We start from the raw sequence: 25833 nt of genomic DNA on the forward strand, positions 1-25833 counted from the left end.
TCCATGCCCACCAGCTTCCTGTTCGACGGCCCTGAAGATGCGCGCGTCACCATCCTCCTGGCGCATGGCGCCGGCGCGCCGATGGATTCGGCCTCGATGAATGCCACAGCCAAGGCCCTTGCGGCTCAGGGTTTTCGCGTGGCCCGGTTCGAATTCGGCTATATGGCCGGCCGCCGGACCGAAGTCGGCAGGAGGCCGCCGCCGCGCGCCGACAAGGTGATGCCCGAATTCATCGTCGCGGTGGATGACCTGGGGCCCACCAATGGTCCGCTGCTGATCGGCGGCAAATCCATGGGCGGCCGCGTCGCCAGCATGGTGGCCGATGCGCTGTTCGATGCCGGCCGCATCGCGGGGCTGGTATGCCTCGGCTATCCCTTCCATCCGCCCGGTAAGCCCGAAACGCTGCGCACCGCCCATCTCGCCGAGCTCAGGACGCCGACCTTGATCTTCCACGGCACCCGCGACGAATTCGGCTCGCCCGAGGAGATCGCCACCTACACGCTGTCACCAGCCATCAGGGTGCAGTTCCTTGAAGACGGCGACCATGACCTCAAGCCGCGCAAGGCTTTGTCGGGTTTCTCGACCGGCGATCATCTCCAGACCATCGCCAGCAGCATCGACGCCTGGATCAAGTCCATCGCGCCGTGAAGATCGCCACCTACAATATCAACGGCATCAACAAGCGCCTGCCCAACCTGATGGAGTGGCTTGCCGATGCCGCGCCCGACGTGGTGTGCCTGCAGGAACTCAAGGCCACCGACCGCCAGTTCCCCGCCAGCGCACTGGCCGATGCCGGCTATGGCGCGGTGTGGCGCGGGGAATCGAGCTGGAACGGCGTCGCCATCCTGGCCCGCGGCAGCGAGCCGGTGCTGACCCAGTCGGAACTGCCGGGGGATGCCGATGACAAGCAGGCCCGCTATATCGAAGCCGCGGTCAATGGTGTGCTGGTGGCCTGTCTCTATGCCCCCAATGGCAACCCGCAGCCGGGGCCGAAATTCAGCTACAAACTGGCCTGGATGGAGCGCTTCCTGGCCCATGCCCAGGGCCTGTGGGACACCGGCCTGCCGGTCGCCCTGGTGGGGGACTACAATATCGTCCCCGGGCCGCGCGACATCTACCAGACCACATCCTATCGCGATAACGCGCTGGTGCAGCCGGAGAGCCGGGCGCTGTTCGGGCAACTGCTGGCACAAGGCTGGACTGACGCCATCCGCAAGCAGCATCCCAACGAGACCGTCTATACCTTCTGGGACTATATGCGGAACCGCTGGCCGCGTGACGCCGGGCTGCGCATCGACCACCTGCTGCTGAGCAAGTCATTGGCCCGCAAGCTGGTGGCCGCCGGGGTCGATCGCGAGGTGCGCGGCCGGGATGGCGCCAGCGACCATGCCCCGGCCTGGATCGAGCTGCGCGCCTAGACGAAAGAGGCCCGGCTGCTGCCGGGCCTCCACCATGATCAGAATGCAGGCCTTATGGGGCCATCTGCAGGTCCTTGGGACCGTCGAAGTTGGGCTTCGGGTCTGGATTGTTGTCGGGTGCCATCTGGAAATCATCGGGGCCGTCGAAGTTCGGCTTGGGATCGGGATTGTTGGGGGCATCCTTGATGTCCTTGGGGCCCTGGATACCACCGCCGCCATTGCCACCATTGCCGCCACCATTGCCCTGGTTCCCGCCGCTGCTGCTGGGCTCATAGCCGGCAGGCAGGCTGCCGATAACGCGGATCACGTCGATCTGGCGCTCGATGCCCGGCCAGGCGCAGATCGCCTGGCGGTCCTCGAAATATTCGCAGGCCACCGGAACCGAGGGGGTCTGGCAGCTGGCCAGGGCACCATCGAGGCCGAAGCTGCCGCCATGGTTCTCGCAGCGATATTGGAAGCCTTCGAGCGAACTGCTCATCAGGCGGGTAGCGGCCTGGCTGGGCGCCGTGGCGGCAGCCATGGACAGGATGGCGGCGGCGAATGAGATGGTCAGTGAAAGGGTCTTGGTCATAATAATTTCCTCATCTGGGGCACCCCGTCGGGGATGCGTTGGTCTTGATGAGGCTGCTAATAGCCGGGGCCATTTCACGCTGGCGTGAACCCCTCGTTTAGGCGCGGTTCATCTGGCGAGCCAGCCCGACGGCATTACAGAATGCTGACGTCGCCAGTTATCATATTGAAATGTAAAGAAAAAATAGGCGCTAGCGGAACAAGCTGCCGAATCGATCATTTGAGTCCTCGCCAATACAACGAGGAGAACCAGCATGAAAAAGCTGCTCATTTGTGTTTCTGCCATTGCCCTGCTGGGCGCACCGATCGCCCATGCCCAGACCGCCGATACCGACGCCCAAGCGGGCGCTGTGGTGGGCGGAACGGCCGGCGGTGCCACCGGCGCGGTGGTTGGCGGCCTCATCTTTGGACCCATCGGCGCAGTCATCGGCGGGTTCACCGGCGCCACGATCGGCGCATCGGCGGGCGTCGAGGCGTCTTCGGTTGAATATGTGCGTCTCAATCCAACCGAGCCCGTCGTGATCGAAGGCGACATCGACGTCGGCTTCGCCGTGCCGGCCGAGATCGAACTGCACCCCATCGAGGGCGATGCGACCCACGGCTACTTCTACACCAATGACCGCGTCTACTTCGTCAACCTGAGCGACCGCACGGTGGTCTATTCCCCCGGCGTGGTCGTGGCTGCCGAAGCCGACTGATCCTTCACGCGGCGGTCCTTGCGGGCCGCCGCGGCTTTTGCGGGGGCCAACCGTCATGAGGAACGCCATGTTAAAGTCCCGACTTCTCACCGGCGTGGCACTCGCCACACTCTGTCTGCCTGTAGCGGCGCTGTCGCCAGGCTTGCCGCTCGGTACGGTGGCCGCGCAGGCCCAGACCGCCAGTATCAGCTTCCAGCTGTTCTTCGACCAGCTTGAACCGCATGGCGTCTGGGTGAGGCATGCCAGGTACAATCACGTCTTCTGCCCCACCGGCGTCGACGCCAGCTGGCGCCCCTATAGTCAGGGCCGCTGGCTCTACATCGAGGGGCGCGGCTGGTACTTCGCCTCCGATGAGCCCTTTGCCTGGGCCACCTATCACTATGGCCGCTGGTTCGCGGACCCCGCACTTGGCTGGTGCTGGGTGCCGGGCACCAAATGGGCACCAGCCTGGGTCAGCTGGCGGCGCAGCGACACCGTCGTGGGCTGGGCACCGCTCCCGCCGGAGGGGGACGGCTATGCCGTCTCGATCGAGGTTTCGCGGCGCGACCTGCCCGAAGGCTATTGGGTCTTCGTGCCGACCGAGCGCTTCATCGAGCCCGACCTTTCGGTCAGCATCGTCCTCGGCAGCCAGCAGCCGGACTATTTTGCGCAGACCCAGTTCCTCGGACCGGTCGTGGTCGAGGGTGATCTCGTCATCAACAATGTGATCGAGGTCAACTATATCGAACAAGCGACCGGCCAGCAGGTGATCGCCTACCAGCCCGAAGCCGCCCCCGATCCGGCGGCCCAGTCTGTGAATGTCGACGCTCAGGCCGTTCTCATCTTTGACCAGGACGTTGCCGAGCCGACCGAGGAAGTGGCTCCCCCTGAAGCCGTCGCGGAAACCGAGGCTGCAGCGACCATCGAGGCCGAGGGTGGCACGGCCGGCGCAACAGCCGAAATAGCTGCCGAAGCCGAGACCGTGCCGGCGACCGAGCCTGGCGAGGCGGCTCCCGCCGGCGAAGCACCACCAGCGGACGATGCGCCGGCCGAACCGGCTCCCGCCACGGCGGGTGAGGCAGAACCGGCAGCCGATGCCGACGCCAACGCTGCAACCGAGGCCGACCAACCTGCTGCGACCGAACCGGCCGCCGCTGACGAGGCTGCACCCGAACAGCCCGCGGGCGACGAGCTGCTCTGCGCACCCGAGGTGATGGTGGACGGCAAGTGCCCGCCCCTGGCCGACGAAGCCGAGCAGCAGGCACCAGCTGAACCGGTGGTGGAGGAACCCGCTCCGGCTCCTGCCGAGGCCCCGGCACAAGAAGCCGCTCCTGCGCCTGACGCCGCCCCGGCTGCAGATGCCGAAGCGACGTCCGAGGCCGATGCGGCCGTCGAAGCGGAGGCTGCCCCTGAGGCCGAACCTGCTGCCGAAGACGCAGCGCCGGCCAAGAAGCCGCCCTGCCCGCCAGAGCTGATGGTGGATGGAAAGTGTCCGCCGCTGCCCGGCGAGCAGCCGGCCCAGCAATAAGTCAAAGTGGGCGGCCTTATGGCCGCCCCATCTGCATTCGGCTCGGCCCCGCCCGGACAAACCTTACAGGGCGATAACATTGCCCAGAGGCATTTTTAAACCTTAAAGATCAGTCACTTAGGCAACCAATGCCGCACCCGCGCATTGTTCCGGCAAATCAGATGGAGGCGACTATGCCAATTGAACGCGAAACCATTATCGAACGTGCGCCGAGCGAGACTGTCGTTGTCGGTGGCGGCAACCCATTTGCCATCGTCGGCTGGATTGTCGCCGCCGTGGTGGCGGTACTGCTGATCCTCTGGCTGGCCAGTGGCGGCATTTCCAGCAATGGCGATGCGGTCAACGTCGACCTGCCCAATGTCACCGTCACCCAGTAAACGACCATGATTACGCTCGTGCTGATCGTCACCTTCATCTCGGCCTGCTGCGCCGCTGCGGCGGGGCTGATTGCCAGCACCTACAACGGCAGTGATGCCGCTGAGGTTCTGGCTCATCTGGCTCTCGATCACAGCGAGCCGCAAAGCTAGCCCTCATCGCCGCTCGTCACGGCTCCGCCGGCCAAAGGCAGGCGGAGTGTGACGATCAACCCACCGATCTGCGCCCGGCTGAAGCCCATGCTGCCGCGGTTGATATCGAGAATTTCGGCGGCGATCGCCAGTCCCAGGCCGGAACCGGGCAGGGACTGGTCGAGCCGCCGCCCGCGCACCCCCAGCGACTGCAACTGCGCCTCGGGAATACCCGGCCCATCGTCGCAGACCTCGATCACAGCCTGATCACCCTCGCAGGACGTCCGCACCGTAACCCGGCTCGACGCCCACTTTGCTGCATTCTCCAGCGTCACGCCGACCAGCTCCATCAGGTCCTGCCGGTGAATGTCGACCCAGCAGTCATCGGTGAGTTCGGCAGTCCAGTGCAGCCCCTCGCCCCGCCCGGTTTTCTTGAGCACCGTGAGCGTGCGGATCACCGCCGTATTGAGCGAGGATCTGGCCGCGTGTGACGACGTCCGCACCCGCAGCGCGGCCAGCCGCAGCTGGTAATCGATGCGTTCCGACATTTCGAAGGTGAGATCCTGCAGCAGGTCGGCATCGGCTTGCCCGCCTTTTTCCCGGATTCGGTCGGCAATGCCATGCACCGCCGCCAGCGGCGTCTTGAGACCATGGGCCAGGTCCGCGGCCCGCGCCCGAGCCCGATCCATCATCGTCTCGCGGGCTTCCAGCAGGCCATTGACCTCCTGCACCAGCGGGTTGAGCTCGGAGGGAAATCGGCCCTCGAGCCGGGCGGAATCGCCACGGCGCACAGCCTCGATCGCCCGTTTGATGCGCCCGATTGGCGCCAGGCCTAGCTTGATCTGCAACCAGGCGGCCAGAATGATGAGCCCGCCCAGCAGCAGCAGCACCTGCGTTACGTCGCGGCCGAAGCGCAGTGTGGCCTCGTGCAGTGGGCCGTGATCTTCTCCCACCGTCACCCGATAGGCGCGGGAGCCGTCCTCGCCTTCAATCTCGAGCCGGCGGGTCAGCAGGATCAGATGCTGGTTGTCGGGGCCAATCTCGTAATGGGTGACAGTGTCGCCGAGTGGCGCCTCGATGACAAAATCCCAGAGCGACCTTGAGCGCGCAATCTCGCCATTGTCGAGTGCCTCGATCTGCCAATATCGTCCGCCAAACGGGGTGGCATAGCGCGGATCGGGCAGGGGCACGCTGAGGCTGGGCGTCGCCGTGGTGGGAACGATAACCGCCGCGAGGCGCGACAAAGCCGCCTCCATGTTCTCGCGGCTCGTCCGTTCGATATTGATGCTGAACAGGTATTGCAGGGCCAGGCCCGCTGCGATCAGGGACGCCACCACCCAGATAACCGCCAGCCCCATCATGCGCAGGCGCAGAGAATGCAGGGTCAAAACCCGTCACCCAGGGCATAGCCGAAGCCGCGGCGGGTCTTGATCACATCCGGGCCGAGCCGCTTGCGCACGCGGGCCACCAGCACTTCCACGGCATTGGAATCGCGCTCGTAGTCCTGATTATAGATGTGCTCGGTTATCTCGAGCTGGGAAATCACCTGCCCCCGCCGATGCACCAGGTAGGAGATCAGCTTGAACTCCTGTGGCGTGAGGTCCATGGGCACGCCATCGGCAGTGACCTCCATGGTGCGCAGATCCAGGACATATTTGCCAAAGGGAATGCGCGAGGTGGCCAGGCCATTGGCCCGCCGGACCAGGGCCCGCAGGCGGGCCACGATTTCCTGCACATGAAAGGGTTTGACGACATAGTCATCGGCACCGGCCTCGATCCCGTCGACGCGTTCTTCCCACTGCCCACGGGCCGTCAGGATCAGCACCGGCGTCGTCCGCCCGGCGCTGCGCCAGCGCTTGAGGATGGTCAGGCCATCGATTTGCGGCAGGCCCAGGTCGAGCACGATCGCGTCGAAGGCTTCGGTGTCGCCACGGAACCAGGCAATCTCCCCGTCCCGCTCCCGCTCCACCCCGAATCCGGCCTTGCTCAGCGATGCCTCAAGCGTCTCGGCAATCCGGTTATCGTCTTCCGCAATCAGCACCCGCATCGCACCTGCTCCATATTAGGGCCCGACCGGACGCCGCGATACTGCGGACCGCCTCTTGCGGCGGGCCGGCATCGCGACCCAAACGCTGGACCCGGCGACGCTTCTTGATGCCCCTGAATAGCCCTCCCTTGCTTACAGAACGCTGACAGGGGCCGTCACGGTTCCCTCACGCGGCCCCTGCTATGATGCGTTTATTGACGTCCGAGATCCCATGCCGTTCCCGATCGTCAGTGCCTGTGTGACCGGCATCGGCAACAACCGCCCCCCGCGTTGTCGATGCCGTCACTACGCCCAGCCGCACAAGCATACCCGTGTCGTGCCGCCCGGGCCTCACCCAGCCTAGGCTGGCGGTAGCTGGTAACCGGGAGTGGACAGCGACAGCGCCATCTCCTCGGCGTCCATCTCCGCCTCGATCGCTTCGAACAGCGGCGTCGTCATGTAGCGCTCGCCGGTATCGGGCAGCATGCAGAGGATCACCGAACCCGGCGCGGCCCGCTCGGCCACCTGATGGGCAACCGCGAAGGTGGCGCCGCCGGAAATGCCCGTCAGGATGCCTTCCTTCTGCGCCAGGCGCTTGGCCCAGGCCACGCCATCGGGACCAGCGACCGGGACCAGTTCGTCATAGCCCTTGGCATCGACCGCCTCCTGCAGCACCAGGGGAATGAAGTCGGGCGTCCAGCCCTGGATCGGATGCGGCGTGAAGGCAGGATGGCTGACGGTCGGCGCACCCTCGGGGCCGCGTTCCTGCGCCTGGCCGCTGCCCAGCAATTGCGCATTGGCCGGTTCGCTGAGGACGATCCTGGTTTCGGGCCGCTCGCGGCGCAGCACGCGCGACAGGCCCGTCACGGTGCCGCCGGTACCATAGCCGGTCACCACATAGTCGAGCCGCGAACCGGCAAAGTCATTGATGATTTCGCGCGCCGTGGTGGCCTCGTGGATATCGGCATTGGCGCTGGTTTCGAACTGTCGCGCCAGGAACCAACCATTGGCCTCGGCCAGTTCGACCGCCTTGTTATACATGCCCAGACCCTTCTGGGCCCGCGGTGTCAGCACCACCTTGGCGCCGAACATGCGCATCAGCTTGCGGCGCTCGATGGAAAAGCTGTCCGCCATGGTGACGACCAGCGGATAGCCCTTTTGCGCGCAGACCATGGCCAGGCCAATGCCGGTATTGCCGCTGGTGGCCTCCACCACCGTCTGCCCGGGCTTGAGCGCACCGCTGCGCTCGGCCGTCTCGATGATGTTGAGGGCCAGCCGGTCCTTGACCGATCCGGCCGGATTGAAGAACTCGGCTTTCACATAGATCGTGACGCCCGGGACGCTCAGATTGTTGACGCGGATTGCCGGAGTGTCGCCCACGGTCTCGACAATGCTCTCGAACAGTCTGCCCCGTCCCTTGGTGGTTCGCGTGCCTGAAGCCTGCATATCCCGTCTCCCTTGCTGCCGGACCGCGCCGGATGCGCCATCCTACAGCCAAAGCGCGCGGGAGAAAGCGGGGAAACGTGCCCTGGCGACAACCGCCAGGGCGCTGAAGCCGCCCCGCCGTTCAGGGCCTGAGAGCAGCGCCGTAGAGCGAGCCAGCGCGGGCGCCCGAGCGGCAATAGCCGTACATTGGCTTGGGCAGGCCCGCGAGGGCCTTCTTCATCGACTTGACGGCGCTGTCCGAGATACCGCCTGAAATCGGGATATGCACGGACTTGATGCCGAGTTTCTCGGCCTCGGCGGCAATCTGCCGGAAGCTCGGCTGGCCTGGTTCCTCGTTGTCGGGGCGGGCACAGACGATAGTCTTGAAGCCGGCGGCGGCCAGCGCCTCGATCTGGTCGGGCCGGACCTGGCCGGCGACGGCGAAATCGGCATCGATTGAGCGGTAGTTCATCTTGTTGGCTTTCGTGCTGCTAAAGGGCCACATGGTCACAATCCGTTTTCGGGGACTTGAGGAGGTCTTGCCAGCCTCATCCCTGGGGGTTGTCCGGCCTGCATTTGGACTTGCAAGGACGGATGATCGGTTTTGGGCATGCTCGATCTCGTCGGCGACGGTGGTCTCCCACCCGTGTCGCGGCAATTTCCCGACGCCCAACTCTCCATTGACATATACATTCGTACATTCTAATGTGTCAATATGAAAATGATCGATCTGGAACCCCGTGCCACCGATGCCGCCGAGCTGCTCGCAGCGATGGCCAACCCGAAGCGGCTGCTGATCCTGTGTCATCTGATCGACGCGGAGCTGAGTGTGGGTGAGTTGTCGGCACGCGTCGATCTGGCGCAGTCGCCACTGTCGCAGCATCTGTCCAAGCTGCGCGCGCTGCGGCTGGTTTCGGCCCGTCGCACTGGTCAGTCGATCCGCTACCGGCTGGCCTCCCAAGAGGTGGGCCAGCTGCTCTTTACCCTGCACGGGATTTATTGCGCCAAGGACAATGCCGCAGCCCTGCCATCCGGTGCAAACGGGGAGGATGCATGAGCACCGCAGCGCTCCCCACCGAGTTTGTCAGTCGCGCATTGATCCCCGTCAAGTGCGGCATGGGCGAGCGTCTATAGCATCGCCTGCACGAACCAGGCGCACCGAAATTGGAGAATGCCCCGATGGCACCGTCGACCTACTCCAGGACCCAGATTGCCCTGCACTGGATCATCGTCCTGCTCGTTCTATTTCAGATCGTCATGCATGACGAAATTGTGCGTCTCTGGACCGGCCGGATGGATGGCACGCTACCGAACGTCGCGACGCCAAACGTCCATGTCGCCGTCGGATTCCTCATCCTCGCGCTTGCCATCTGGCGCCTCGTGCTTCGCCTTACGCGCGGTGTACCTGCACTTCCGGCCAGTGAGCACCCCGTCCTCAAGCTCGTGGCCTCCGGCACGCACATCCTGTTTTATGCGCTGCTGATCGGCATGCCGCTATCGGGCGCTGCCGCCTGGATACTCGGCATCAGCCCGGCCGCCCAGGCACACTCCATCGCCGAAAAGCTGCTGATCCTGCTCGTCGCGCTGCATGTGCTGGCCGCGCTTGCCCAGCACTTCTGGTTCAGGACCGACGTGCTGAAGCGGATGGTCGGCAGAGCGTAGCCATAGGCAGCAAGGTCGCGACCACTCCTGTCCCGCTGGCCCATTTCGCGCGACTTTTCGAACGCAAAGGAACCAAGACCATGTCACTTCACATCGGCGACGTCGCGCCAGATTTCAGCATCGACTCCTCGAAGGGCCCGATCAGCTTTCATCAATGGGCGGGCGATTCCTGGGTGTTCTTCTTCAGCCATCCGGCCGATTTCACGCCGGTCTGCACCACTGAAATGGGCCGGACAGCCCAACTGGCCGGCGAATTCGCCAAACGCAATACCAAGCCGCTGGGGCTCTCGACCGACACCGCCGCCGAACATCTCAAGTGGATCGACGACGTCAACGCGACCCAGCACACCACGGTCGCGTTCCCCATCCTCGCCGATGCCAAGCTCGAAGTGGCCAGGCTCTACGATATGATCCACCCCTTGCAGAGCGCCACCGAGGCGGTCCGCTCGGTGTTCATCATCGACCCGAACAAGAAGGTCCGCCTCACCCTCACCTACCCGATGAATGTCGGGCGCAACTTTGACGAGATCCTCCGGGTCATCGACGCATTGCAGTTAGCGGATGCGAGGAAAGTGGCGATGCCGGCAGACTGGCGCCCGGGCGACAGGGTCATCATCCCTCTCTCGGTCACCGACGACATGGCCAGGGAGAACTTTCCGCAGGGCTGGGAGGCGCCACGTCCATACCTCCGGCTCACCAGCTTGACCTGAGACGAGAGCGGCTGCGCCCTGACCCTTTTGACTTTTTGGGGAGGACGCGTGGCCGCACCGCATTGAACCAATCAAGGAGACCGGCATGTACACTTTCGACAAGCAGCTGCGGGGCATCACGTTCGAGGACGCCGTGGCGCGCACCAAACAGGTGCTCGCCACGAAAGGCTTCGGTGTGCTCACCGAGATCGACATGCAGAAAACCATGAAGGCCAGGCTGGACGCCGATATCCCCGCCTACGTGATCCTGGGCGCCTGCAACCCGGGGATGGCTTATCAGGCACTCAAACTGGAGCCCCGCGCTGGCGCGATGCTGCCCTGCAACGTGATCGTGCGAGAGCTGGAAGGTGGCGTCATTGAAGTCAGCGCCATTGATCCGGTGGCGTCCATGACCGCCATCGACAATGATGCGCTTAAGGCCGTCGCGAGCAAGGTCCAGGACCTGCTCAGCGAGGCCATTAACGCGGTCTAGACGTCCCTTGCCGGGCGTCCGCCAACGCCGCCTGGGCATGACTTACAGCGCTTATGCTCACCCGCCGGAATGAACTGGTGCGGCGAGGGCGGCCACGGGCGGCCCTCGCCTGACATCGACAGCCCAGCCTAGAAGAAGCCCAGCTTCTTGGGGGAGTAACTCACGAGCATGTTCTTGGTCTGCTGGTAGTGGTCGAGCATCATGCGGTGATTTTCGCGACCGATACCGGACTGCTTGTAGCCGCCGAAGGCCGCATGCGCCGGATAGGCATGGTAGCAGTTGGTCCAGACGCGGCCGGCCTGGATGCCGCGGCCGAACCGATAGGCCCGGTTGGCATCCCGGGTCCACACCCCGGCACCCAGCCCATAGAGCGTGTCATTGGCAATTTCGAGAGCCTGGGCATCATCCTTGAAGGTGGTGACCGACACGACCGGGCCGAAGATTTCCTCCTGGAAGATGCGCATCTTGTTGTGGCCCTCAAAGACCGTTGGTTTGACGTAGTAGCCGCCCGCCAACTCGCCTTCGAGATTGTTGCGCTCCCCGCCGGTCAACACCTTGGCGCCTTCCTGTTTGCCGATATCGAGATAGCTCAGGATCTTTTCGAGCTGCTCGCTTGAGGCCTGCGCCCCGATCATGGTGCTCATCTCGAAGGGCGAACCCTGCTTGATCGCTTCCACCCGCTTGATCGCCCGCTCCATGAACCGGTCATAGACCGACTCCTGGATCAGGGCGCGGCTGGGGCAGGTGCAGACCTCGCCCTGGTTGAGCGCGAACATTGCAAAGCCTTCGAGCGCTTTGTCGAAGAAGTCATCATCTTCGGCCAGTACGTCGGCAAAGAAGATGTTGGGCGACTTTCCGCCCAGTTCCAGCGTCACCGGGATCAGGTTCTGGCTGGCATATTGCATGATCAGCCGGCCCGTCGACGTCTCGCCGGTAAAGGCGATTTTGGCGATCCGGTTCGAGCTGGCCAGCGGCTTGCCCGCTTCGAGGCCGAAGCCATTGACGATATTGAGCACGCCGGGTGGCAGGATGTCCTCGATCAGCTCCATTAGAAACAGGATCGAGGCCGGCGTCTGCTCGGCTGGCTTGAGCACCACGGCATTACCAGCCGCCAAGGCCGGCGCCAGCTTCCACACCGCCATCAGGATGGGAAAATTCCACGGAATGATCTGTCCGACGACGCCGAGCGGTTCATGGAAATGATAGGCCACCGTATCGTTGTCGATCTCTGAAATCCCGCCCTCCTGCGCCCGGATCGCCCCGGCGAAATAGCGGAAATGGTCGATGGCCAGCGGAATGTCGGCCGCCATCGTCTCGCGGATCGGCTTGCCATTGTCCCAGGTCTCGGCCAGGGCGATCTCGTCCAGATGCTCCTCCATCCGGTCGGCGATTTTGTTGAGCATCACCGCACGCTGCGCCACCGAGGTCTTACCCCAGTCCGGCGCCGCCTTGTGCGCCGCGTCCAGCGCCCTTTCGACATCCGCGGCCTTGGACCGTGCCACCTCGCAGATCACCTGGCCTGTAACCGGCGAGGTGTTCTCAAAGGTCTCCCCGTCCACCGCGTCCACCCATCGTCCGCCGATGTAGTTGCCATATTTGGCCTTGAACGGAGACTTGGTCCGCTGGCCGACGAATTCCGGTTTGTTCATGGCATCCTCCCTTGTTATTGGATGCCCTTCTCGTTGCAACCGCCATGCCAGAAAGGGCTAAGCCGTTGATCAAAAACCGGAAGTATTGGTGGACCGCATTTCTCTGGACGGATCGGATTTTCAGATGCAACACTTTGCCACAACCAGAAGCGATGGCCGGTGCAACACCTGTTGCAAACTGCCACAACTGGGAGGAACTGCAGTGAACATCGCGTCCGAAGCGGCCCTCGCGACAGCTCGCGAAAAATTCTTCTCCGGAGCCGCGCTCCCCGAGGGCCTCGTCCCGGCGCCCATCCTGCGCTCATGGCAACGTTGCGCCGAGCAGGGGCTCGATGCCGGCAGCGCCATCCGCGCCGAGCCGATGACCGGCTCCGAACTGCGGGCCCTGCACGAGCAGAACGAAACGCTTCGCCTGCTCTCCCGCTCCGAGCTCGTCTCCCTGCGTACGGAAGCCAAGCTCACCGATAGCGTGGTCATCCTCACCGACGCCAAGGGGCTGGTGCTCGATACTGCCGGTAGCCCTGAATTCGCCGGACAGGCGGCAACGGTTGCCCTTCGCCCCGGCGTTGCCTGGTCCGAGACAGTCACCGGCACAAACGCTATCGGCACCGCCCTGGCCGAGCGCCGCGCCATTGAGGTGCATGGCGCCGAACACTTCTTCGAGCCGCACGGCATCCTCCACTGTGCCGCAAGCCCAATCTTTGATCCCTATGGCAAGCTGGCCGGCGTCCTTGATATGTCCGGCCACGCCTCGGCCGAGCACACCCACGCTTTGGGTCTGGTTCGCCTCGCCGTCGAGCAGATCGAGCATCGCTTCTTCAATCGCGGCTTCGACGAGATGACGGTCGTCCGCTTTCACCGCTCCCGCGATCTGCTGGGCACGGCTCGCGAGGGCATTCTTGTCTTTGACGGGGCCAGGCTCGTCGCCGGCAATCGCCGTGCCCTTCATCTCGTCGGGCTTGACCGCAAGGCGTTGCGTCAATCCACCCGGGAGGAGATCTTCGAAGGCGCAGGCCTTGCCATTGATGGTGGCGAACTGCGCGCCCGCAACGGCGAGCGCTATTTCGCGGCGGTGTCGCAACCCCGCTCCACCCCACAGCATGTAACCGGCACCCTGCCCCGGGTCACCAGGGCGACCCGGGCCGCACCATTTTTCACCCAACAGACGCGCGCAGATCTTGCCAAGGCAATCCGCCTTATCAACGCCCAGATTCCACTGCTGATCGCCGGTGAAACCGGCGCTGGCAAGGAAGTCTTTGCCCGTCACCTTCACGCCCAGACCATCCGTGCCGGCAAGCCCTTCATCGCCATCAACTGCGCCGCCCTCCCCGAATCCCTGATCGAGGCCGAACTGTTCGGCTATGAAGCGGGCGCTTTCACCGGCGCCAAGAAGTCCGGCGCAAAGGGTCTGGTGCAGCAAGCCGAAGGCGGCATCCTCTTTCTCGACGAAATCGGCGACATGCCGCTGCTGCTGCAATCCCGCTTGCTCCGCGTGCTGCAGGACAAGGAAGTCGCGCCCCTTGGCGGGGGCAGTCCCCAAAAAGCGGATTTCGTGCCCATCTGCGCCACCAATCGCGATCTCAAGGCCATGGTCGATGCCGGCACTTTCCGCGCCGATCTCTATTTCCGCATCGCCCAATACACCATCGCCTTGCCATCGCTGGCAGACATGCCGGACCGACGCGAGTTGGTCGAGACGCTATGGTCCCAGTTTGCGGAACGGCATGCTCCCCTGCCCCCCGCGATACGCGACCAGTTGGCGGCTCATCATTGGCCGGGAAATTTCCGGGAGTTGGTCGGCTGCCTGAGGGCCATCGCAGCTCTGCATGATCCTGACGAGCCGATTACGCTCTCGGCTCTCCCACGCGCCACGCACCCAACCCGCGCGCCGGCCGCCGCCATCGATGGCGACCTGGGTTCATTGACGGACATGGCCATGCGGCGGGCGGTCGAGCAACACAAGGGCAACCTGTCCGCCGCGGCCCGGGCGCTGGGCATTGACCGCTCCACCCTTTATCGCCGCCTCGTGTGGAAGGACGTTCGACCCTAGAAAGGCGCGGCGGCTCAACCGGTGCTCTGACTAGCCTGTTTCTGGCTGGGCGAAAAAGCAGGATGCTGTGACCGGCTCCGCCCGGACTCAACACTTGCAATTTCAATGGATTAGAAAGTGGCGGAGAGAGATGGACTCTACCGCCGGCTCCAAAAAAGCCCGGAAATGCTGGGGTTTCCCGTCGCGTCAATCACAATTCCTGTATCACCGGACTGTATCCGTGGCAACCGATGGAAACAGGAGCGCGCGCTTTACTTCACCATTGGTTGCTCCACTCCCCGCGCAATGGTCGCGCGATCCTGCAAGAACTCCCAGTCGGTCAGGCCTATCGGCTCTTAGCAGCTTCCAGGACGGCGCCAATTCGGCAACATCGAAGGGAAAGGCCTTCTCGTTCTGAGGTCCGGCGCTGTCCCGGTGGACCTCGCGAAAGTTCCAGCCTTCGTACGCGGGGACGACGGCATTATCGAGTGTGGAAAGGAACTGATCTTCGCTTGAGACGATCATGACATCTGCCAGATCCTGCATCGAGCAGAAGACGACGGGACGCATGTCCTCCTCGGTCACCTCGGGCTCGCCCTCGACCAGGGCCCTCGCCGCGGCTACCGCATCGCGCCGCATGCCGCCTGCCATCTCCATCCAGGAATCCATCGTCAGCAGCACTGCGCGCGCCGTGGGCGACACCGGTGGGCCACGATAGATGCCGCGGCGGACCTGGGAGAAGAAGCGCCACAGCTGCGCCACGCCTTTGATCAGCTGGGCGTAGGCGTTCTTGGCGGCCTGCATCGGGTCGTCGGCGAACTGGGCGTCATAGGTGAGCTTCGTGGCCTTGCATTCGATCACGGCAACGATACTGTCGCCGTCCTGGATCAGGACGTCCGGGGAGTTGAGCGGGAACTTGCGAGTGCCGTAGGCCTGGCTGGGATGGACGTCGAAGCGCGGGAAGTAGGCCCCCACCAGCTTCCTCGTATAGGCCTCGAAACGATCGTTCGCCTCGGTCATCAGCTTCTGCGGACCGGAGGCGATATCGTAGTAGAGACCCGCGGTCATCCGGAACATGATCAGCTGCGGCAGGGGCGACATGTAGCTGTCGGTTCGCGGATCCCGGATAATGGGGAAGCGCCGCAACGCACTCGGCAGGTAGGCCACGCGCTGCGCCGCCCGCCCTTGCAGGCGATCGATCAACGTCCTCGTTTCCCGCCGCATGCCCTCGACGTCCATGGAGAAGAGCGGCAGCGCTCGTTCGACCAAGGGGACGTCGATGCCCAGCTTCTCGATCGCGACCGGTCGCGACCATGGCGCATGATGGAGTTGGGTGAACAGGTAGAAACCCACGGTGACGAAGTCGGCTATCGACAATCCGTTGAGCTCGGAGAAGTACTCCGCACAGGCGCCTTGGCCGTAGACATAGAGGAACCGGTACAGTCGCTCCGTCGTGGCGAACCCGCGCTGCCAACCGAATTGGCGATGGGCGATGCGTGACATCTCGAGCAGGATGGTGCCGTCGCCGAGATATGCACCGGCCTGATGATTCTCAGTGTCGCGCAGCAGATTGACCGCCACCGCCATGGTGTCGAACCTGTCGGTCAGGAGCGACCGACGCGGCTCCCCTGGCGCGAATTCCTTCTTCGGCGTGGTCAGCAGAAGGGTGATGAGTGCCTCGATATCCCACTTGTGAACGGCCAGGTCGGACGCCATGTCGTCGGTTGCCGCCCTTGCCGGGAAGCGCAGGAAGCGATCCACTTTCACGCCGAAGTCGGACTGCAGGATGTTGACCGCCCAGGCGAGCTGGAGAAAGGCGCGATCATCGCTCAGGGCCAGCATGGCCTCCAGTTCGTGCAGCTTCTTGAGGGCTTTTCGCCGTTGCAGGTCCTGTCGCGCGCCGAGCATGTCTCGATGTCCCCCCAAGAAATGCTTATCCTCCATAGCGAACGAGCTCCAAGAAGATTGTCGGGGATGGGGTCGAAGCTGGTGGCCCGCTCCCGGCTCCTCGCTGTTCAGCAGCGTGCGGCGATCATCGACAAGACCAGGAACGGGTTTGACAGACAGGGCGGCACCGCTGGCGCCGCCCGAGACGTCGAGCCCTCGGCTAGACGGTTTCGTCCCAGCTTTCCGCGCCCTGAGTGGCGTGCGGCGTCGCTTCGAAGATGGTACCGCACAAGGCCCCCAATCCCTCCAGCTCGGTCGATAGCCAGCGAAGCGAAGCGCGGGCCGCAGCCGGGGAAGATCGATCGAGACTTTCGGCGAAGAATACCGCGTCCGTGGTGACGGGCTCGATGCAGGTCTGCTTGCTGTCTCGATGGTTGAGACCGTAGCAGATGATGCGCTGGGCATCCGCGTAGACCAGCACGCGCCCAGTCAACGGGAAGGCGCTGGCATCGCCTCCGAGCGGATCGAATGCGTCGCCCTCCCGAACAGGCCGGAGATCGATACGCCCCTGCAGCTTTGCCAGATCGTAGCCGCCCATGGGCGTCAGGAAGCGGGTGGAGGCCGCATTGTAGATATCGACCACCGGCACACCAGTGGACGGCAGGGATCCCTTGAGCGCCCGGCGAACCAGTGCCTCGATACTCGAGCGGTACTTGGAGGGTTGCAGCCCCATGGCGCCGAACACCTTCCGCCACGAGGCGAACGGCTCGATCTCGGAGAGCTTATCGCTCTCGGCGCCGAGCGAGCGCAGCGACGCCAGGGCTGCCTCCCGTATCTCGGACAGGGCAGCTTCGTCGACGTGGTTCGGCAGATTTGCGGCGACCATGCCGAATACGCGAAGCGACGGAGCGGTCCCGACGACTTCGGCTGCGACATGGGTTTCGACTGGATTTGTCATTCTTTCCTCCTGTTTGCAGTGATCGGCGGGCCACCCAACCGGCGGCCCGCCAGCGTTCAGTCCAGCGTCGCGCGGTATTCGGGCATGTGCTGCGCGAGGACGCGATGGAGACGTTTGACCTTCCAGGCCGGCACGGTCATGCGGACATGATGGGCCGCATGCCATGCATCGCCCGCCGGGTGGACGAAAGTGCGCCAGATCGGACCGTCGTTGGTGAACGTCGCCTGGAGCTCACCGCCCTCCTTGTCGTAGTCGTGCTCCTCCGACTCCGCCAAGGCACGCACCAGGGGCAGCACGACGATGAAGGGGATGCCCCAGAAGGTGATCCACAGCAGCGCAGCGGCAGGTGCACCCAGCAGCAGCGAATAGGGCACCAGGACCAGCAGGAGGTGCCAAAGCACGAACCGCAGCGGACCTTGCTTGGTCCCCGTGAACTGGGAGCGGTAGTACTCGAAGGCCAGCTCGGGCAGGATTCCCAAGGCTGCCCCGACGCGGACGAAAAGAGGGTTGCCTCGGGTGATCTCCCCCTTCATGACGGCGCGCTTCATGCACGGGTCGAGCACGCTGCCGAACCCGCCGTGATGGAAGCCGTGGGCAGCACGGTAGAGCTGGACCACCTGCATTACCGGCGCGCCGACCAAGATGTCGACGAGCACGTCGTTGAGCGGTTTGTTCCGGCGGGACCAATTGAGGTGCGCGCCATCGTGGACGAGGTTCTCGAGGGCCCTCAACCGGCTCGCCTGCCACAGCAGAGCAAGCCCGCCAGTAAGCACCGCGAGGGGATAGAAGGACCATCCCTGGGCGGCCAACCACCATACGGTGAGCGGAACAAACCAGAGTTGTGCGAGGTAGACGCCCGCGTGAGCGACGCTCACCAGGGCATTGGTACGGTCGAGCTTGGCGAGCTCGGCATTCAGTTGCGGTTGGCGGGCGCGGGCATAGCCGCGCTCACGCCGCCTTTCAGCAGCGATCGTCATTTGACTTTCCTCCAAGGGCCTGTTCGGCCCGGCGTTGGCTCGGCGGCCTCACGAATGCCGAGCGGGCTTTTCCAAAGGAGGATTTCGGGCGGCCTTTGACTCGCGGGGCCGTCCATGCCAAAGACGAGGTGTTAGGGGTTGCCTCTGGCGATCCTACTTCGGCCGGCGGTTGTCGTGAGGCTCCGCCGGCATTTTATTAACCCGATCCTCCCCCAGCAGGACCCCTGCTGTGAAATGGAAAGTCGATGGTCCCGGGCCGGCCCATTTTGCCCGGTCAATGGTGCTTTGAAGCATTTGGCTGGCCGGCGGCAGTCCGGCTTGCCTACCTACCTGCGATCTCCGGAATCGCTCTCACTCTCGAAGACACGCCGAAATCCCTGCGGACACGAGTTTCCGCTGGAGTTGCAATTCGCTGGAAATAATCCACGGCACTTACATTGAAGATGACAAGTGCCGGAAAGTCCCGCTAGAGTTTCCGGCGGGGGTTCCGAAATGACTGGCTCAATTGGGAAAGCTACGCTTGCCGAGACACTCGTCGGCGCTGTCGCGAACGACGATGGCGCAAGCGTTCGCACGCTCCTGCTCGAGATGAACGACGTCATCAAGAACGATGGAAAGCGGAGCAGCGGCACCTACCCGCTCCGTTTCGCCCCGGTCGGAAGGCACCTCAACCATCTCGCCACTGCCATGGGGGAGCATAGACGCGGTACAACCTCCAAACGCCTGCAGAAGCAGTGGGTCCAGCTCGAACGAGAGCTGGAGCGGTACGTGGCACGATATCCCGCCCTCAAACCGGTCCTGTCGCAGTCCATAGCGGAATCCGACCTGGAGGCATTCGCGAACTTCTCCACGAGGCGGCAGGGCAGCAGGGACCCTCGCTTCTACGCCACCATCGTCCTGCTGATCGTCGATCTTTTCGAACACGACTACTACAGCAACGCGGAACCCGACGAGGGCGAACCCGATTCCAGGCCGGGATTCGACGTGTCGTTCCTCGAGTTCGCCACCCCCGATTGCGAGCGCGATCTTCCCGAGAGGCTTCGCGAGGAAGTCCTGGCACGGCTCGAAGCGCCGGGAAAGGCGCCGAAGGCCGGCGTCGCCCATCCTTCTATAAATGTCGAGTACACCTTCAAGAGCGAGAAAGTTCCGCTGCTGGAGAACTTCGTCGACCATTACGCCTCGCCGGTCGACGGCTGCGCTCATTTCATTTGCTACCGTCCACGCTTCGAGAACCCGACCGAACTCATCAAATCGTTCATCGCGATCAAGCCGCCCAACCAGCGGAGCAAGGAGGCGCAGGCACGCAACAAGCACTCCTTCGGTTTTGTCCATGTCTACACGCAGCCATCGATGGGCGCCCAGCATCGGATCAGCCTGGGCGAGGTCCTGCCTTTGGACGACGGAGTCTGCTTCGTCGGCGGTCAGCGGCTCAGGCATCCGGACCATCCGTTGCAGCAGTTGCCTCTGAGCGCGCTTAAGGTGATCGCAGTTGCCTGGAACGCCGTGGAGAGCTTCGAGTACGTATTTGGAGGCGTCGTGATGTCAGCGACCTACCAGCGTCGCCACCTGGTCTCGTGCCTGGCGCTGCGGGCGACCACGATCAACAAGTCGACCGACCTGACCGCCCGCCCCGTGTCTCTAGACAAGCTGGAGGAGGACCTGCTGGCCGATGCGGAGGTCGAGAAGACGCTCCCGGGCTACGGCGACCGCTTCAAGCTTGACGCCCGGCATGTCGCTTCCCGCATCGCCGCTTTGACCAACAACAGCCCCAAGTGGGAGGTCCCTGCGAGCTTCCGCATCAGCGAACCCGATGGCGATCACGCAGCCTTGGAGCGGCATCACGTCGAAAAAGCCATCTCCGAGCTGGGCACACCGAACAAGCCCAAGTTCGTCAACGGCGAGGGGACACCGTTCAGCTTCTGGAACAGCTTGAGGTTCGCGCCCCTCGTCTCCCAAGAATAGGGATCGCCTCGGATTCGCGCTCGGGCATGCGTGAGGTATCCATCCAGCAGTTTGACAGAGGTGAAGCGGCGGAAAGTCGCCGTTGTCCCGATCAGGCGGCCATCTCAAACATAGGCCTAGGTTGGCTACCAAGGGCGACATCAATAGAGGCGGATCGCCCGTCGAACTTCATCTCGAAAAGCGAATTTCCCTGCCGGTAATGGTCTCTACCAGCGTGCAGAGCGGGAACGGGCGGAATGACGGGGGTGATTGTCACGGGTAGATTGTCGAAAGGGATGGCTTCGGGCGCAACGTGCTGTTGCCGCTGGTGCCGGAATTTCTCGAACCTATCACATCTGGTCGCGATGTATCTCTCAGGCTACCGCGTTTGGTTTGCGGCCATCCTCGGCATTGCCGTCGGCGCCGCGGCCGCTCTGGCCCTTGCGTCCTTTTTGAGCTGACCTCGGCGTCACTTGAGAAGCACGGATCTGCTCTGAGAAAGGTCTCGGTCACCGCTTGTCAGATGGCAGTCTGCAACTGGACGACCCTACAAACCTTCCTGGCGCACTAGCGCCTCGATCAGGTTGGCATGCTTACTTCTGCGTCCAACGGGGCTGCATGCCAAAGGTTGGGAGGGTTCCAGGGATCGCTTCCAACTGAAGGCAGCGACCGAACCACCAGCAGTCCTCAAATCATAAGGAGTCACCCGTGCAAAATTTTCGAGTCCCATCGACACCGGTACGGTTCAGTACCGCACCGCCAACGAGGGAGGTCTTCATGAGTGCTGAGATCGCCACGATCGACCGCGTAAGGCAGGCCGTCGCAACATTGCGCAAGAAAGACGTCCGAGTCACCGCCGACCGCGTCATCGAACTGATCGGCGGTGGCGGCAAGAAGACCGTGCTCGACCACTTGCGCACACTGCGAACAGGAACCGTCGAACCCGATGAGGTGCCACCGGCGGTGCTTGAGCTGGCCCGAGCGGCCCTCGGGGACATCTTCCAGGCGGGCCGGACCGCCGAGGCGGATCGGACCAGGGCCGCAACTCAACGACTGGCCAGCTCCCTCGAGGATCTCGATGCGCAGATCCAGGAATTGTCCGACGCCAACCAGAACCTGGAGGCGGAGGTGAAAAGCCTGAAACTGCTGCTGGACCAAGCTCGAACCAGTGAGGAAGAATCCGGTCAGCGGCTCGCCGCAGCGGAAGGGACAATCGTCGAACTCAGAGCAGAACTGGCCTTGGGCCGAGAGTCCGCGGCCGCGGATCTGCTTGGAGCGCTGGAATGCTTCGAAGCCTTGGTGGAGGAGGCGTCATCGGCCAAGTCGAAGCGCGCGAGGACGCTGCAAGAGCAGTAGCTGGGCAGGCAGATGCCTGCCTGCTCGGCGGTCTCCGCCGAAGATGTCCTCGAGATAGCGTCTCCATCGGGCTGCAAGGTTGTGTGGCGGTGTGGCATGATGTCGTCGCCATGGCGGCGCAAATACTTTGCTGGACCACGAAGAATGACCGACGACTCAGGCTTGCGCCTCGTCACGACCGACATCGATGCCACTTTCCTTCCTGCGCACGCCATTGGTGGGTTCTTGCCCGTATGTCAGCACGACATCGCGATGTTCAACGATGCGTTCTCCGACGAGATCGACTCCTGGATGTCGTCCAGCTTGGCCTGCTGCGACGCGTGCTACGACGATTTTGCCGCCCATTGGCCGGGGGTCACTTTTCGCGACATGGAGTTTCAGCGGCAATCGACTGACATCTCGTGGTTCTTCGAGACCTCGCGATTGCGCGAAGTGTACTCGGAAGCCGAATTCTCGACGTTGATCAACTTCGTCTCCTGTCCGCGTTGCGACGCGATCATCCGGACCAATTTCTGGATCTTCGAGCACCTCTTCAGCGATGTTCCCGAGATCGAGCGCGCCATCGACGAGCTCTCGGCACTGGGCAAACGCACCCCCTTTCTCCTGCTGGAGCACCAATTCGCGAAAGAGGTTCTCGACGCCATTCGCTCGCACTCGGCCGCGGTTGCGCGCAAGGCACTGCCGTCCCGGCTGTTCCGTGCGCGTGCGATCGCCGACCTGATCCGCTTGGGCCAGTCGTTCGACTCGGCGGGTTCTTTCGGGCCGGCACCGGCCGATCGTGTCGGGGAGGGCAGGTTCAATCACGCGGGAAATTCGGTGCTCTACGTGGCCGACACCCTCAACACGGCCAGGCTCGAAATAGGAGGCAAGACGGAGGAGGTTTGCGTGGCCGAGCTCGATATCGGGTTGGGGCCCTCACTGGTTCTCGATCTGGTGGAACTGGATGAGGACGCGACTTCGTTCGAGATATTGAGCGCCGTCGCATCCTCCGCTCTGCTTGCCGGTCCCAACACGGGTACGGGTTGGTCGAAGCCCCAATATGTGTTCTCCCGCTTCGTTGCCGACTGTGCTCGGTCGGCCGGTTTCGATGCCATAAGGTACGGCTCCACCAAGGACAGCAATGGATCGAATTTCGTCCTGCTCGATCCCGCGCAGGATTTTGCCGAGCGAACCAGGCTGGTCGGCGTGGACCGACCTAGCGCCTGATCTCGCGACGGTATGGTCGGCGGAAAGCGGCCTCCACTCGATAGGTTGGGCTTGTCGACCGTGTTTGCTGCCGCCACCATTGGCCTCCTAACCCTCCGGGAGCGATGCTGCCGCCCGCAGGGCCTGCCGGGAGACATGGGCGTGGGTCATTGCTGCCGCCGCCAGCACCTGGACCAAGATTCGCTCGAGTTCGAACTGATCGTCCTCAGCCATCGGGTTGTGCACCGCCCCGCGCATCCGGTGCGCCATGATGAGGTTCGCTGCCACGGTGCCAGCGGCGCCCGTCGCTGCGAGCGCTGCGATTTCGGCTTTCAGGGCGGGCCAATCCTTCATGCGATCGCCGTTGCGGGCGAGCTGTTCGTTCGCCCTGAGAAGCCGATCGACTGGCGTTCCGTGCCACGATCGCTTGAACATGTCGTAGAGCTGGTCGCCTTGGCCACCCATGGCGCGCACCACGTGCTCCACCGCCACCGCCACCCCTTGAAGGTCTGAAGCCCTACCGCCCATCGCAGCGGGATCATCGGTGTCGAAGGCGTGACGTTCGAAGGACCCAAGCCGGAGGAAGATCGCGTCCTGCCGTTCCTGGTCGAGGAAGGTGGCGAACTCCTCGAGTTCCTCATTCGACACAGCGCCTGGTCCTTCCACGGGAAGGGCCGACCTAAGGGTGCGGGTCAGTCTCTCTTGCTGTTCGGCACTCCAGTCCGGCCAAACCCGCCTGAGCAGCGAGCCGGTTCCGGTAGTTTCCGCATCTGCTTGCTGGACGACCTGCTCGAAGGACAGGCCCTCGGCGACCTGGAGCATCCGCACGGCTGCCGCCAGGTGGATACGGTATGCCTCTGCGATCAACGGTCGGCCTTGATCGTCCCAATGGATCCATTGTTCCGCAAGGAACCGGCAGAGCGCGAGGACCGCTTTCGCGTCGACCGTGTGTCGCGCCATGGCGACACGGGCCGCCGTTTCGCGGTCGGCGCGATAGCTGGCGTCTTCGGTTTCGGTAAGCTGGAAGCGGCGGCCGCCGTGACTGCGAGCAGCGCGCAGGAGCGCCATTTCTCCTTCCTCGCTCGCCCAAACCGCAGCGTCGAGCGCGGCACGATGCTCGCGCAGGCCCCGCAGCGCGCGATTTGGTGCGAAGACCTCGTGGGCGGGTCCGTCGGGCGCGCGGCGTTCGCGCAGGGCGATGCGCGCCGCCTCGGCCACGGCGTCGTTGGTCATGTCGAGCCGGAAGAAGATGCCCATTTCGGCGATCTCGGCGGCGGCCAGGACCTGCCAGGCGGAATAGAAGTCCCGGAGGTGGCCCCGGTCGTGCGCAACGGCATGCAGCGCATTCCCGATCGAATACCGCCTTTCGGCACGCCGGACGAAAGTCTGAGCTGCATCGCGCTGCAGAAAGGGCTCCCATGTCGGATCGGGATCATCGAGCGGGTGCGGGAGGTCATTGTGGGCACCTCGCAATTTGAAGAGGGCGTTGGCCAACTCCACCGCAGCGTTCAGGCGCAAGCCGTCCGGCTCCATTTCGTCCACCATGACTCCGGCCCAGTCGCGAGTCTCTCGCCACCAGCGCCGCGCGATCGCCTCAGGCCAGACCAGCCTGATGATCGGGCGAACGAGTCCGCTCTCCTCGAACCAATCGAGAAGGCTGTCGCCGTGATGGATGCCACGATATAGTTGGCTAAGGAACTCGTCGCTCGACAGATATCGCCGGAACTTCAGTTTCACGCGTTCTTTCATCACGATGATCCGGGCACGAGGTGAGCAGGGCCAAGGCAGATTGGGTTGAATTCGACTACTTCAGCTACATGGCACTGGGCGAAACAGCGAAGTGTTGGAATTACCAGACTGGTTTCAAGCTGACGTGGGCGAGACAGCAGCTCGTAGCGTCCTGGATGGATACTTGAACTGCCAAGTCTCGATGAGGAAGACTGCCGCAGCGCTGGCGGCATGGATCGCCAAACGCGCTATGCGTCGATCGATCGCCCTGGGCCGCCCCCGCTCCTTGCCGTGGGCATCGCCGCCGTGAGTCCTGAGAGCTCCGATGCCTTGGACGGTGGAGTTCAATCCCCCCAGAATCGTGCGAACGTCGTCGGCTATGTCGTCGGCCACGCCGGTCTTCGCCGGATTGAGCCCCAAGGGATCCCGAACCGCCTTGTAGAGGCCCTGTATATCCTTTTGGTTCGGCAGCGGAATGTCCAGTTCCACCAATATGGACCGGCACACGCTTTCGAGAACCGAGCATGCCGCGGTGACCGCATCCTCGGGATCGGTGTCGACGTTCGCCATGGCCCATTCCAGGTCGTGGTTGACCGTGTCGAAATCGATGACGGCGGCGGTCGTTGACCGTGTCGAAATCGATGACGGCGGCGGTCGCGGCCAGCGTGTCGATCACGGCCGTCGACTGCCCGGCCTGGGTCAGTCGTACCTTGCCGCCCATCTGCTGCAATTTCGAGCCCGTCGTAGCGCAATCTGGCATTGAGATAGTCGAGGACTGCCCGATGTCTTTCAGGATCGTCGAGGAAGTCTCGGGGGTCCGCCGCCCGCTCGGCAATGGTCCGCAATATTGTCTGGTCCTCTGAGCGGTTCACGCCTTCCAGCGCGTCCACCAGCGTCGGGAGGCGCGATGCGCTTCCGACGCTCATGCTGACGTTGCAACCTCGCATGAAGCTCTCGAGCTTGGGGCCCGACCGGTAGATGCCGATCGGAGGCGAGGGGTCATTGCCACCACCGCCGGAGATGACCTGGGCCAGCGCATCTATGGGCTGGGGAGCGAAGTGGATGTGCATTTGCCTTCCAGTCGAAACAGGCATCGATACATTCGTCACGGCCGACGAATTTTCAAGCC

Annotated in this window: 26 protein-coding genes; 15 read left to right on the forward strand and 11 right to left on the reverse strand. The window is 63.5% G+C overall.

The window, feature by feature from the left end:
- Nucleotides 1–3: 3 nt before the first annotated feature.
- Together IH615_RS17725 and IH615_RS17730 are read left to right on the forward strand one after the other, a co-directional pair.
- Nucleotides 4–648: an alpha/beta family hydrolase gene (locus IH615_RS17725; RefSeq protein WP_291363939.1), complete on the forward strand. Its 645-nt coding sequence runs from the start codon at nucleotides 4–6 to the stop codon at nucleotides 646–648.
- Nucleotides 645–1418: an exodeoxyribonuclease III gene (locus IH615_RS17730; protein WP_291363942.1), complete on the forward strand. Its 774-nt coding sequence runs from the start codon at nucleotides 645–647 to the stop codon at nucleotides 1416–1418. Before IH615_RS17725 ends, IH615_RS17730 begins: the two co-directional genes overlap by 4 nt.
- 52 nt (nucleotides 1419–1470) lie before the next feature.
- Here the strand turns inward: IH615_RS17730 and IH615_RS17735 are convergent, their stop codons facing one another.
- The gene (locus tag IH615_RS17735; RefSeq protein ID WP_291363944.1) at nucleotides 1471–1989 is read right to left on the reverse strand and encodes a hypothetical protein; all 519 of its coding nucleotides are present in this window, start codon (nucleotides 1987–1989) and stop codon (nucleotides 1471–1473) included.
- Nucleotides 1990–2242: 253 nt separating this feature from the next.
- Between IH615_RS17735 and IH615_RS17740 the strand changes: the two genes are divergently transcribed.
- The 4 genes from IH615_RS17740 (at nucleotide 2243) to IH615_RS17755 (ending at nucleotide 4720) form a co-directional block, all read left to right on the forward strand.
- Complete coding sequence (locus tag IH615_RS17740; protein WP_291363946.1) at nucleotides 2243–2686, forward strand: DUF1236 domain-containing protein; 444 nt, start codon at nucleotides 2243–2245, stop codon at nucleotides 2684–2686.
- A gap of 67 nt (nucleotides 2687–2753) precedes the next feature.
- Nucleotides 2754–4193, forward strand: coding sequence for a DUF6600 domain-containing protein (locus tag IH615_RS17745; RefSeq protein ID WP_291363948.1), 1440 nt, complete (start codon nucleotides 2754–2756; stop codon nucleotides 4191–4193).
- Between the two features lie 173 nt (nucleotides 4194–4366).
- The gene (locus IH615_RS17750; protein ID WP_291363950.1) at nucleotides 4367–4570 is read left to right on the forward strand and encodes a hypothetical protein; all 204 of its coding nucleotides are present in this window, start codon (nucleotides 4367–4369) and stop codon (nucleotides 4568–4570) included.
- Nucleotides 4571–4576: 6 nt separating this feature from the next.
- Entirely contained in the window at nucleotides 4577–4720 is a 144-nt protein-coding gene (locus IH615_RS17755) for a hypothetical protein (RefSeq protein ID WP_291363952.1), read from the forward strand.
- Here the strand turns inward: IH615_RS17755 and IH615_RS17760 are convergent.
- The 4 genes from IH615_RS17760 to IH615_RS17775 form a co-directional block, all read right to left on the reverse strand.
- Entirely contained in the window at nucleotides 4717–6087 is a 1371-nt protein-coding gene (locus IH615_RS17760) for a HAMP domain-containing sensor histidine kinase (RefSeq protein ID WP_291363954.1), read from the reverse strand. The genes IH615_RS17755 and IH615_RS17760 overlap by 4 nt on opposite strands.
- Nucleotides 6084–6746: a response regulator transcription factor gene (locus IH615_RS17765; RefSeq protein ID WP_291363957.1), complete on the reverse strand. Its 663-nt coding sequence runs from the start codon at nucleotides 6744–6746 to the stop codon at nucleotides 6084–6086. Before IH615_RS17765 ends, IH615_RS17760 begins: the two co-directional genes overlap by 4 nt.
- Nucleotides 6747–7085: 339 nt before the next feature.
- On the reverse strand, nucleotides 7086–8171 hold the full coding sequence (locus IH615_RS17770) for a pyridoxal-phosphate dependent enzyme (RefSeq protein ID WP_291363959.1): 1086 nt from the start codon (nucleotides 8169–8171) through the stop codon (nucleotides 7086–7088).
- Between the two features lie 121 nt (nucleotides 8172–8292).
- Nucleotides 8293–8622: a TIGR01244 family sulfur transferase gene (locus IH615_RS17775; protein WP_291363961.1), complete on the reverse strand. Its 330-nt coding sequence runs from the start codon at nucleotides 8620–8622 to the stop codon at nucleotides 8293–8295.
- Between the two features lie 249 nt (nucleotides 8623–8871).
- Here IH615_RS17775 and IH615_RS17780 point away from each other — a divergent pair, with 249 nt between their 5' ends.
- The 4 genes from IH615_RS17780 (at nucleotide 8872) to IH615_RS17795 (ending at nucleotide 10994) form a co-directional block, all read left to right on the forward strand.
- Nucleotides 8872–9207 carry a metalloregulator ArsR/SmtB family transcription factor gene (locus tag IH615_RS17780; RefSeq protein WP_291363963.1) on the forward strand — a complete coding sequence of 112 codons (336 nt, stop codon included), beginning with the start codon at nucleotides 8872–8874 and terminating at the stop codon, nucleotides 9205–9207.
- A gap of 122 nt (nucleotides 9208–9329) precedes the next feature.
- Entirely contained in the window at nucleotides 9330–9812 is a 483-nt protein-coding gene (locus IH615_RS17785; RefSeq protein ID WP_291363965.1) for a cytochrome b/b6 domain-containing protein, read from the forward strand.
- 80 nt (nucleotides 9813–9892) lie between these two features.
- Entirely contained in the window at nucleotides 9893–10522 is a 630-nt protein-coding gene (locus tag IH615_RS17790) for a peroxiredoxin (RefSeq protein WP_291363967.1), read from the forward strand.
- An 85-nt stretch (nucleotides 10523–10607) separates the two neighbouring features.
- The gene (locus IH615_RS17795; RefSeq protein WP_291363969.1) at nucleotides 10608–10994 is read left to right on the forward strand and encodes a DUF302 domain-containing protein; all 387 of its coding nucleotides are present in this window, start codon (nucleotides 10608–10610) and stop codon (nucleotides 10992–10994) included.
- A 128-nt stretch (nucleotides 10995–11122) separates the two neighbouring features.
- On the opposite strand, the gene adh is transcribed toward IH615_RS17795, so the two are convergent.
- The gene (adh, locus tag IH615_RS17800; RefSeq protein ID WP_291363971.1) at nucleotides 11123–12643 is read right to left on the reverse strand and encodes an aldehyde dehydrogenase; all 1521 of its coding nucleotides are present in this window, start codon (nucleotides 12641–12643) and stop codon (nucleotides 11123–11125) included.
- A gap of 202 nt (nucleotides 12644–12845) precedes the next feature.
- Between adh and IH615_RS17805 the strand changes: the two genes are divergently transcribed.
- Nucleotides 12846–14693 (forward strand): sigma-54-dependent Fis family transcriptional regulator, encoded by a 1848-nt coding sequence (locus IH615_RS17805; protein ID WP_291363972.1) that lies wholly within the window; start codon nucleotides 12846–12848, stop codon nucleotides 14691–14693.
- Between the two features lie 204 nt (nucleotides 14694–14897).
- Here IH615_RS17805 and IH615_RS17810 read toward each other — a convergent pair whose 3' ends face one another.
- The 3 genes from IH615_RS17810 to IH615_RS17820 form a co-directional block, all read right to left on the reverse strand.
- Nucleotides 14898–16616 (reverse strand): hypothetical protein, encoded by a 1719-nt coding sequence (locus IH615_RS17810; protein WP_291363974.1) that lies wholly within the window; start codon nucleotides 16614–16616, stop codon nucleotides 14898–14900.
- A gap of 163 nt (nucleotides 16617–16779) precedes the next feature.
- Nucleotides 16780–17517 (reverse strand): phenylalanine--tRNA ligase beta subunit-related protein, encoded by a 738-nt coding sequence (locus IH615_RS17815; RefSeq protein WP_291363976.1) that lies wholly within the window; start codon nucleotides 17515–17517, stop codon nucleotides 16780–16782.
- A 56-nt stretch (nucleotides 17518–17573) separates the two neighbouring features.
- The gene (locus tag IH615_RS17820; protein ID WP_291363978.1) at nucleotides 17574–18494 is read right to left on the reverse strand and encodes a fatty acid desaturase; all 921 of its coding nucleotides are present in this window, start codon (nucleotides 18492–18494) and stop codon (nucleotides 17574–17576) included.
- 492 nt (nucleotides 18495–18986) lie between these two features.
- On the opposite strand from IH615_RS17820, the gene IH615_RS17825 reads away from it, so the two are divergent.
- From IH615_RS17825 to IH615_RS17835, 3 genes are all read left to right on the forward strand, one after another.
- Nucleotides 18987–20456 carry a hypothetical protein gene (locus IH615_RS17825; RefSeq protein WP_291363980.1) on the forward strand — a complete coding sequence of 490 codons (1470 nt, stop codon included), beginning with the start codon at nucleotides 18987–18989 and terminating at the stop codon, nucleotides 20454–20456.
- A gap of 756 nt (nucleotides 20457–21212) precedes the next feature.
- Complete coding sequence (locus tag IH615_RS17830; protein ID WP_291363982.1) at nucleotides 21213–21791, forward strand: DNA-binding protein; 579 nt, start codon at nucleotides 21213–21215, stop codon at nucleotides 21789–21791.
- A gap of 144 nt (nucleotides 21792–21935) precedes the next feature.
- Nucleotides 21936–22997 (forward strand): RES family NAD+ phosphorylase, encoded by a 1062-nt coding sequence (locus IH615_RS17835; RefSeq protein WP_291363984.1) that lies wholly within the window; start codon nucleotides 21936–21938, stop codon nucleotides 22995–22997.
- An 87-nt stretch (nucleotides 22998–23084) separates the two neighbouring features.
- Here IH615_RS17835 and IH615_RS17840 read toward each other — a convergent pair whose 3' ends face one another.
- Nucleotides 23085–24725 (reverse strand): hypothetical protein, encoded by a 1641-nt coding sequence (locus IH615_RS17840; protein ID WP_291363986.1) that lies wholly within the window; start codon nucleotides 24723–24725, stop codon nucleotides 23085–23087.
- A 114-nt stretch (nucleotides 24726–24839) separates the two neighbouring features.
- On the reverse strand, nucleotides 24840–25274 hold the full coding sequence (locus tag IH615_RS17845) for an abortive infection family protein (RefSeq protein WP_291363988.1): 435 nt from the start codon (nucleotides 25272–25274) through the stop codon (nucleotides 24840–24842).
- 53 nt (nucleotides 25275–25327) lie between these two features.
- Between IH615_RS17845 and IH615_RS17850 the strand changes: the two genes are divergently transcribed.
- Nucleotides 25328–25567: a hypothetical protein gene (locus IH615_RS17850; protein WP_291363990.1), complete on the forward strand. Its 240-nt coding sequence runs from the start codon at nucleotides 25328–25330 to the stop codon at nucleotides 25565–25567.
- Nucleotides 25568–25833: the final 266 nt, after the last annotated feature.

This window comes from Devosia sp. (assembly GCF_014860165.1).
Lineage (GTDB): Bacteria > Pseudomonadota > Alphaproteobacteria > Rhizobiales > Devosiaceae > Devosia.

Excerpts from the sequence above, each read along its gene's own strand:
- IH615_RS17725 (WP_291363939.1), top strand. The coding sequence starts at position 4 with ATGCCCACCAGCTTCCTGTTCGACGGCCCTGAAGATGCGCGCGTCACC.
- IH615_RS17735 (WP_291363944.1), bottom strand. The coding sequence starts at position 1,989 with ATGACCAAGACCCTTTCACTGACCATCTCATTCGCCGCCGCCATCCTG.
- IH615_RS17740 (WP_291363946.1), top strand. The coding sequence starts at position 2,243 with ATGAAAAAGCTGCTCATTTGTGTTTCTGCCATTGCCCTGCTGGGCGCA.
- IH615_RS17745 (WP_291363948.1), top strand. The coding sequence starts at position 2,754 with ATGTTAAAGTCCCGACTTCTCACCGGCGTGGCACTCGCCACACTCTGT.
- IH615_RS17750 (WP_291363950.1), top strand. The coding sequence starts at position 4,367 with ATGCCAATTGAACGCGAAACCATTATCGAACGTGCGCCGAGCGAGACT.
- IH615_RS17755 (WP_291363952.1), top strand. The coding sequence starts at position 4,577 with ATGATTACGCTCGTGCTGATCGTCACCTTCATCTCGGCCTGCTGCGCC.
- IH615_RS17765 (WP_291363957.1), bottom strand. The coding sequence starts at position 6,746 with ATGCGGGTGCTGATTGCGGAAGACGATAACCGGATTGCCGAGACGCTT.
- IH615_RS17770 (WP_291363959.1), bottom strand. The coding sequence starts at position 8,171 with ATGCAGGCTTCAGGCACGCGAACCACCAAGGGACGGGGCAGACTGTTC.
- IH615_RS17775 (WP_291363961.1), bottom strand. The coding sequence starts at position 8,622 with ATGAACTACCGCTCAATCGATGCCGATTTCGCCGTCGCCGGCCAGGTC.
- IH615_RS17780 (WP_291363963.1), top strand. The coding sequence starts at position 8,872 with ATGATCGATCTGGAACCCCGTGCCACCGATGCCGCCGAGCTGCTCGCA.
- IH615_RS17785 (WP_291363965.1), top strand. The coding sequence starts at position 9,330 with ATGGCACCGTCGACCTACTCCAGGACCCAGATTGCCCTGCACTGGATC.
- IH615_RS17790 (WP_291363967.1), top strand. The coding sequence starts at position 9,893 with ATGTCACTTCACATCGGCGACGTCGCGCCAGATTTCAGCATCGACTCC.
- IH615_RS17795 (WP_291363969.1), top strand. The coding sequence starts at position 10,608 with ATGTACACTTTCGACAAGCAGCTGCGGGGCATCACGTTCGAGGACGCC.
- adh (WP_291363971.1), bottom strand. The coding sequence starts at position 12,643 with ATGAACAAACCGGAATTCGTCGGCCAGCGGACCAAGTCTCCGTTCAAG.
- IH615_RS17810 (WP_291363974.1), bottom strand. The coding sequence starts at position 16,616 with ATGGAGGATAAGCATTTCTTGGGGGGACATCGAGACATGCTCGGCGCG.
- IH615_RS17815 (WP_291363976.1), bottom strand. The coding sequence starts at position 17,517 with ATGACAAATCCAGTCGAAACCCATGTCGCAGCCGAAGTCGTCGGGACC.
- IH615_RS17820 (WP_291363978.1), bottom strand. The coding sequence starts at position 18,494 with ATGACGATCGCTGCTGAAAGGCGGCGTGAGCGCGGCTATGCCCGCGCC.
- IH615_RS17825 (WP_291363980.1), top strand. The coding sequence starts at position 18,987 with ATGACTGGCTCAATTGGGAAAGCTACGCTTGCCGAGACACTCGTCGGC.
- IH615_RS17830 (WP_291363982.1), top strand. The coding sequence starts at position 21,213 with ATGAGTGCTGAGATCGCCACGATCGACCGCGTAAGGCAGGCCGTCGCA.
- IH615_RS17835 (WP_291363984.1), top strand. The coding sequence starts at position 21,936 with ATGACCGACGACTCAGGCTTGCGCCTCGTCACGACCGACATCGATGCC.
- IH615_RS17840 (WP_291363986.1), bottom strand. The coding sequence starts at position 24,725 with ATGAAAGAACGCGTGAAACTGAAGTTCCGGCGATATCTGTCGAGCGAC.
- IH615_RS17845 (WP_291363988.1), bottom strand. The coding sequence starts at position 25,274 with ATGGCGAACGTCGACACCGATCCCGAGGATGCGGTCACCGCGGCATGC.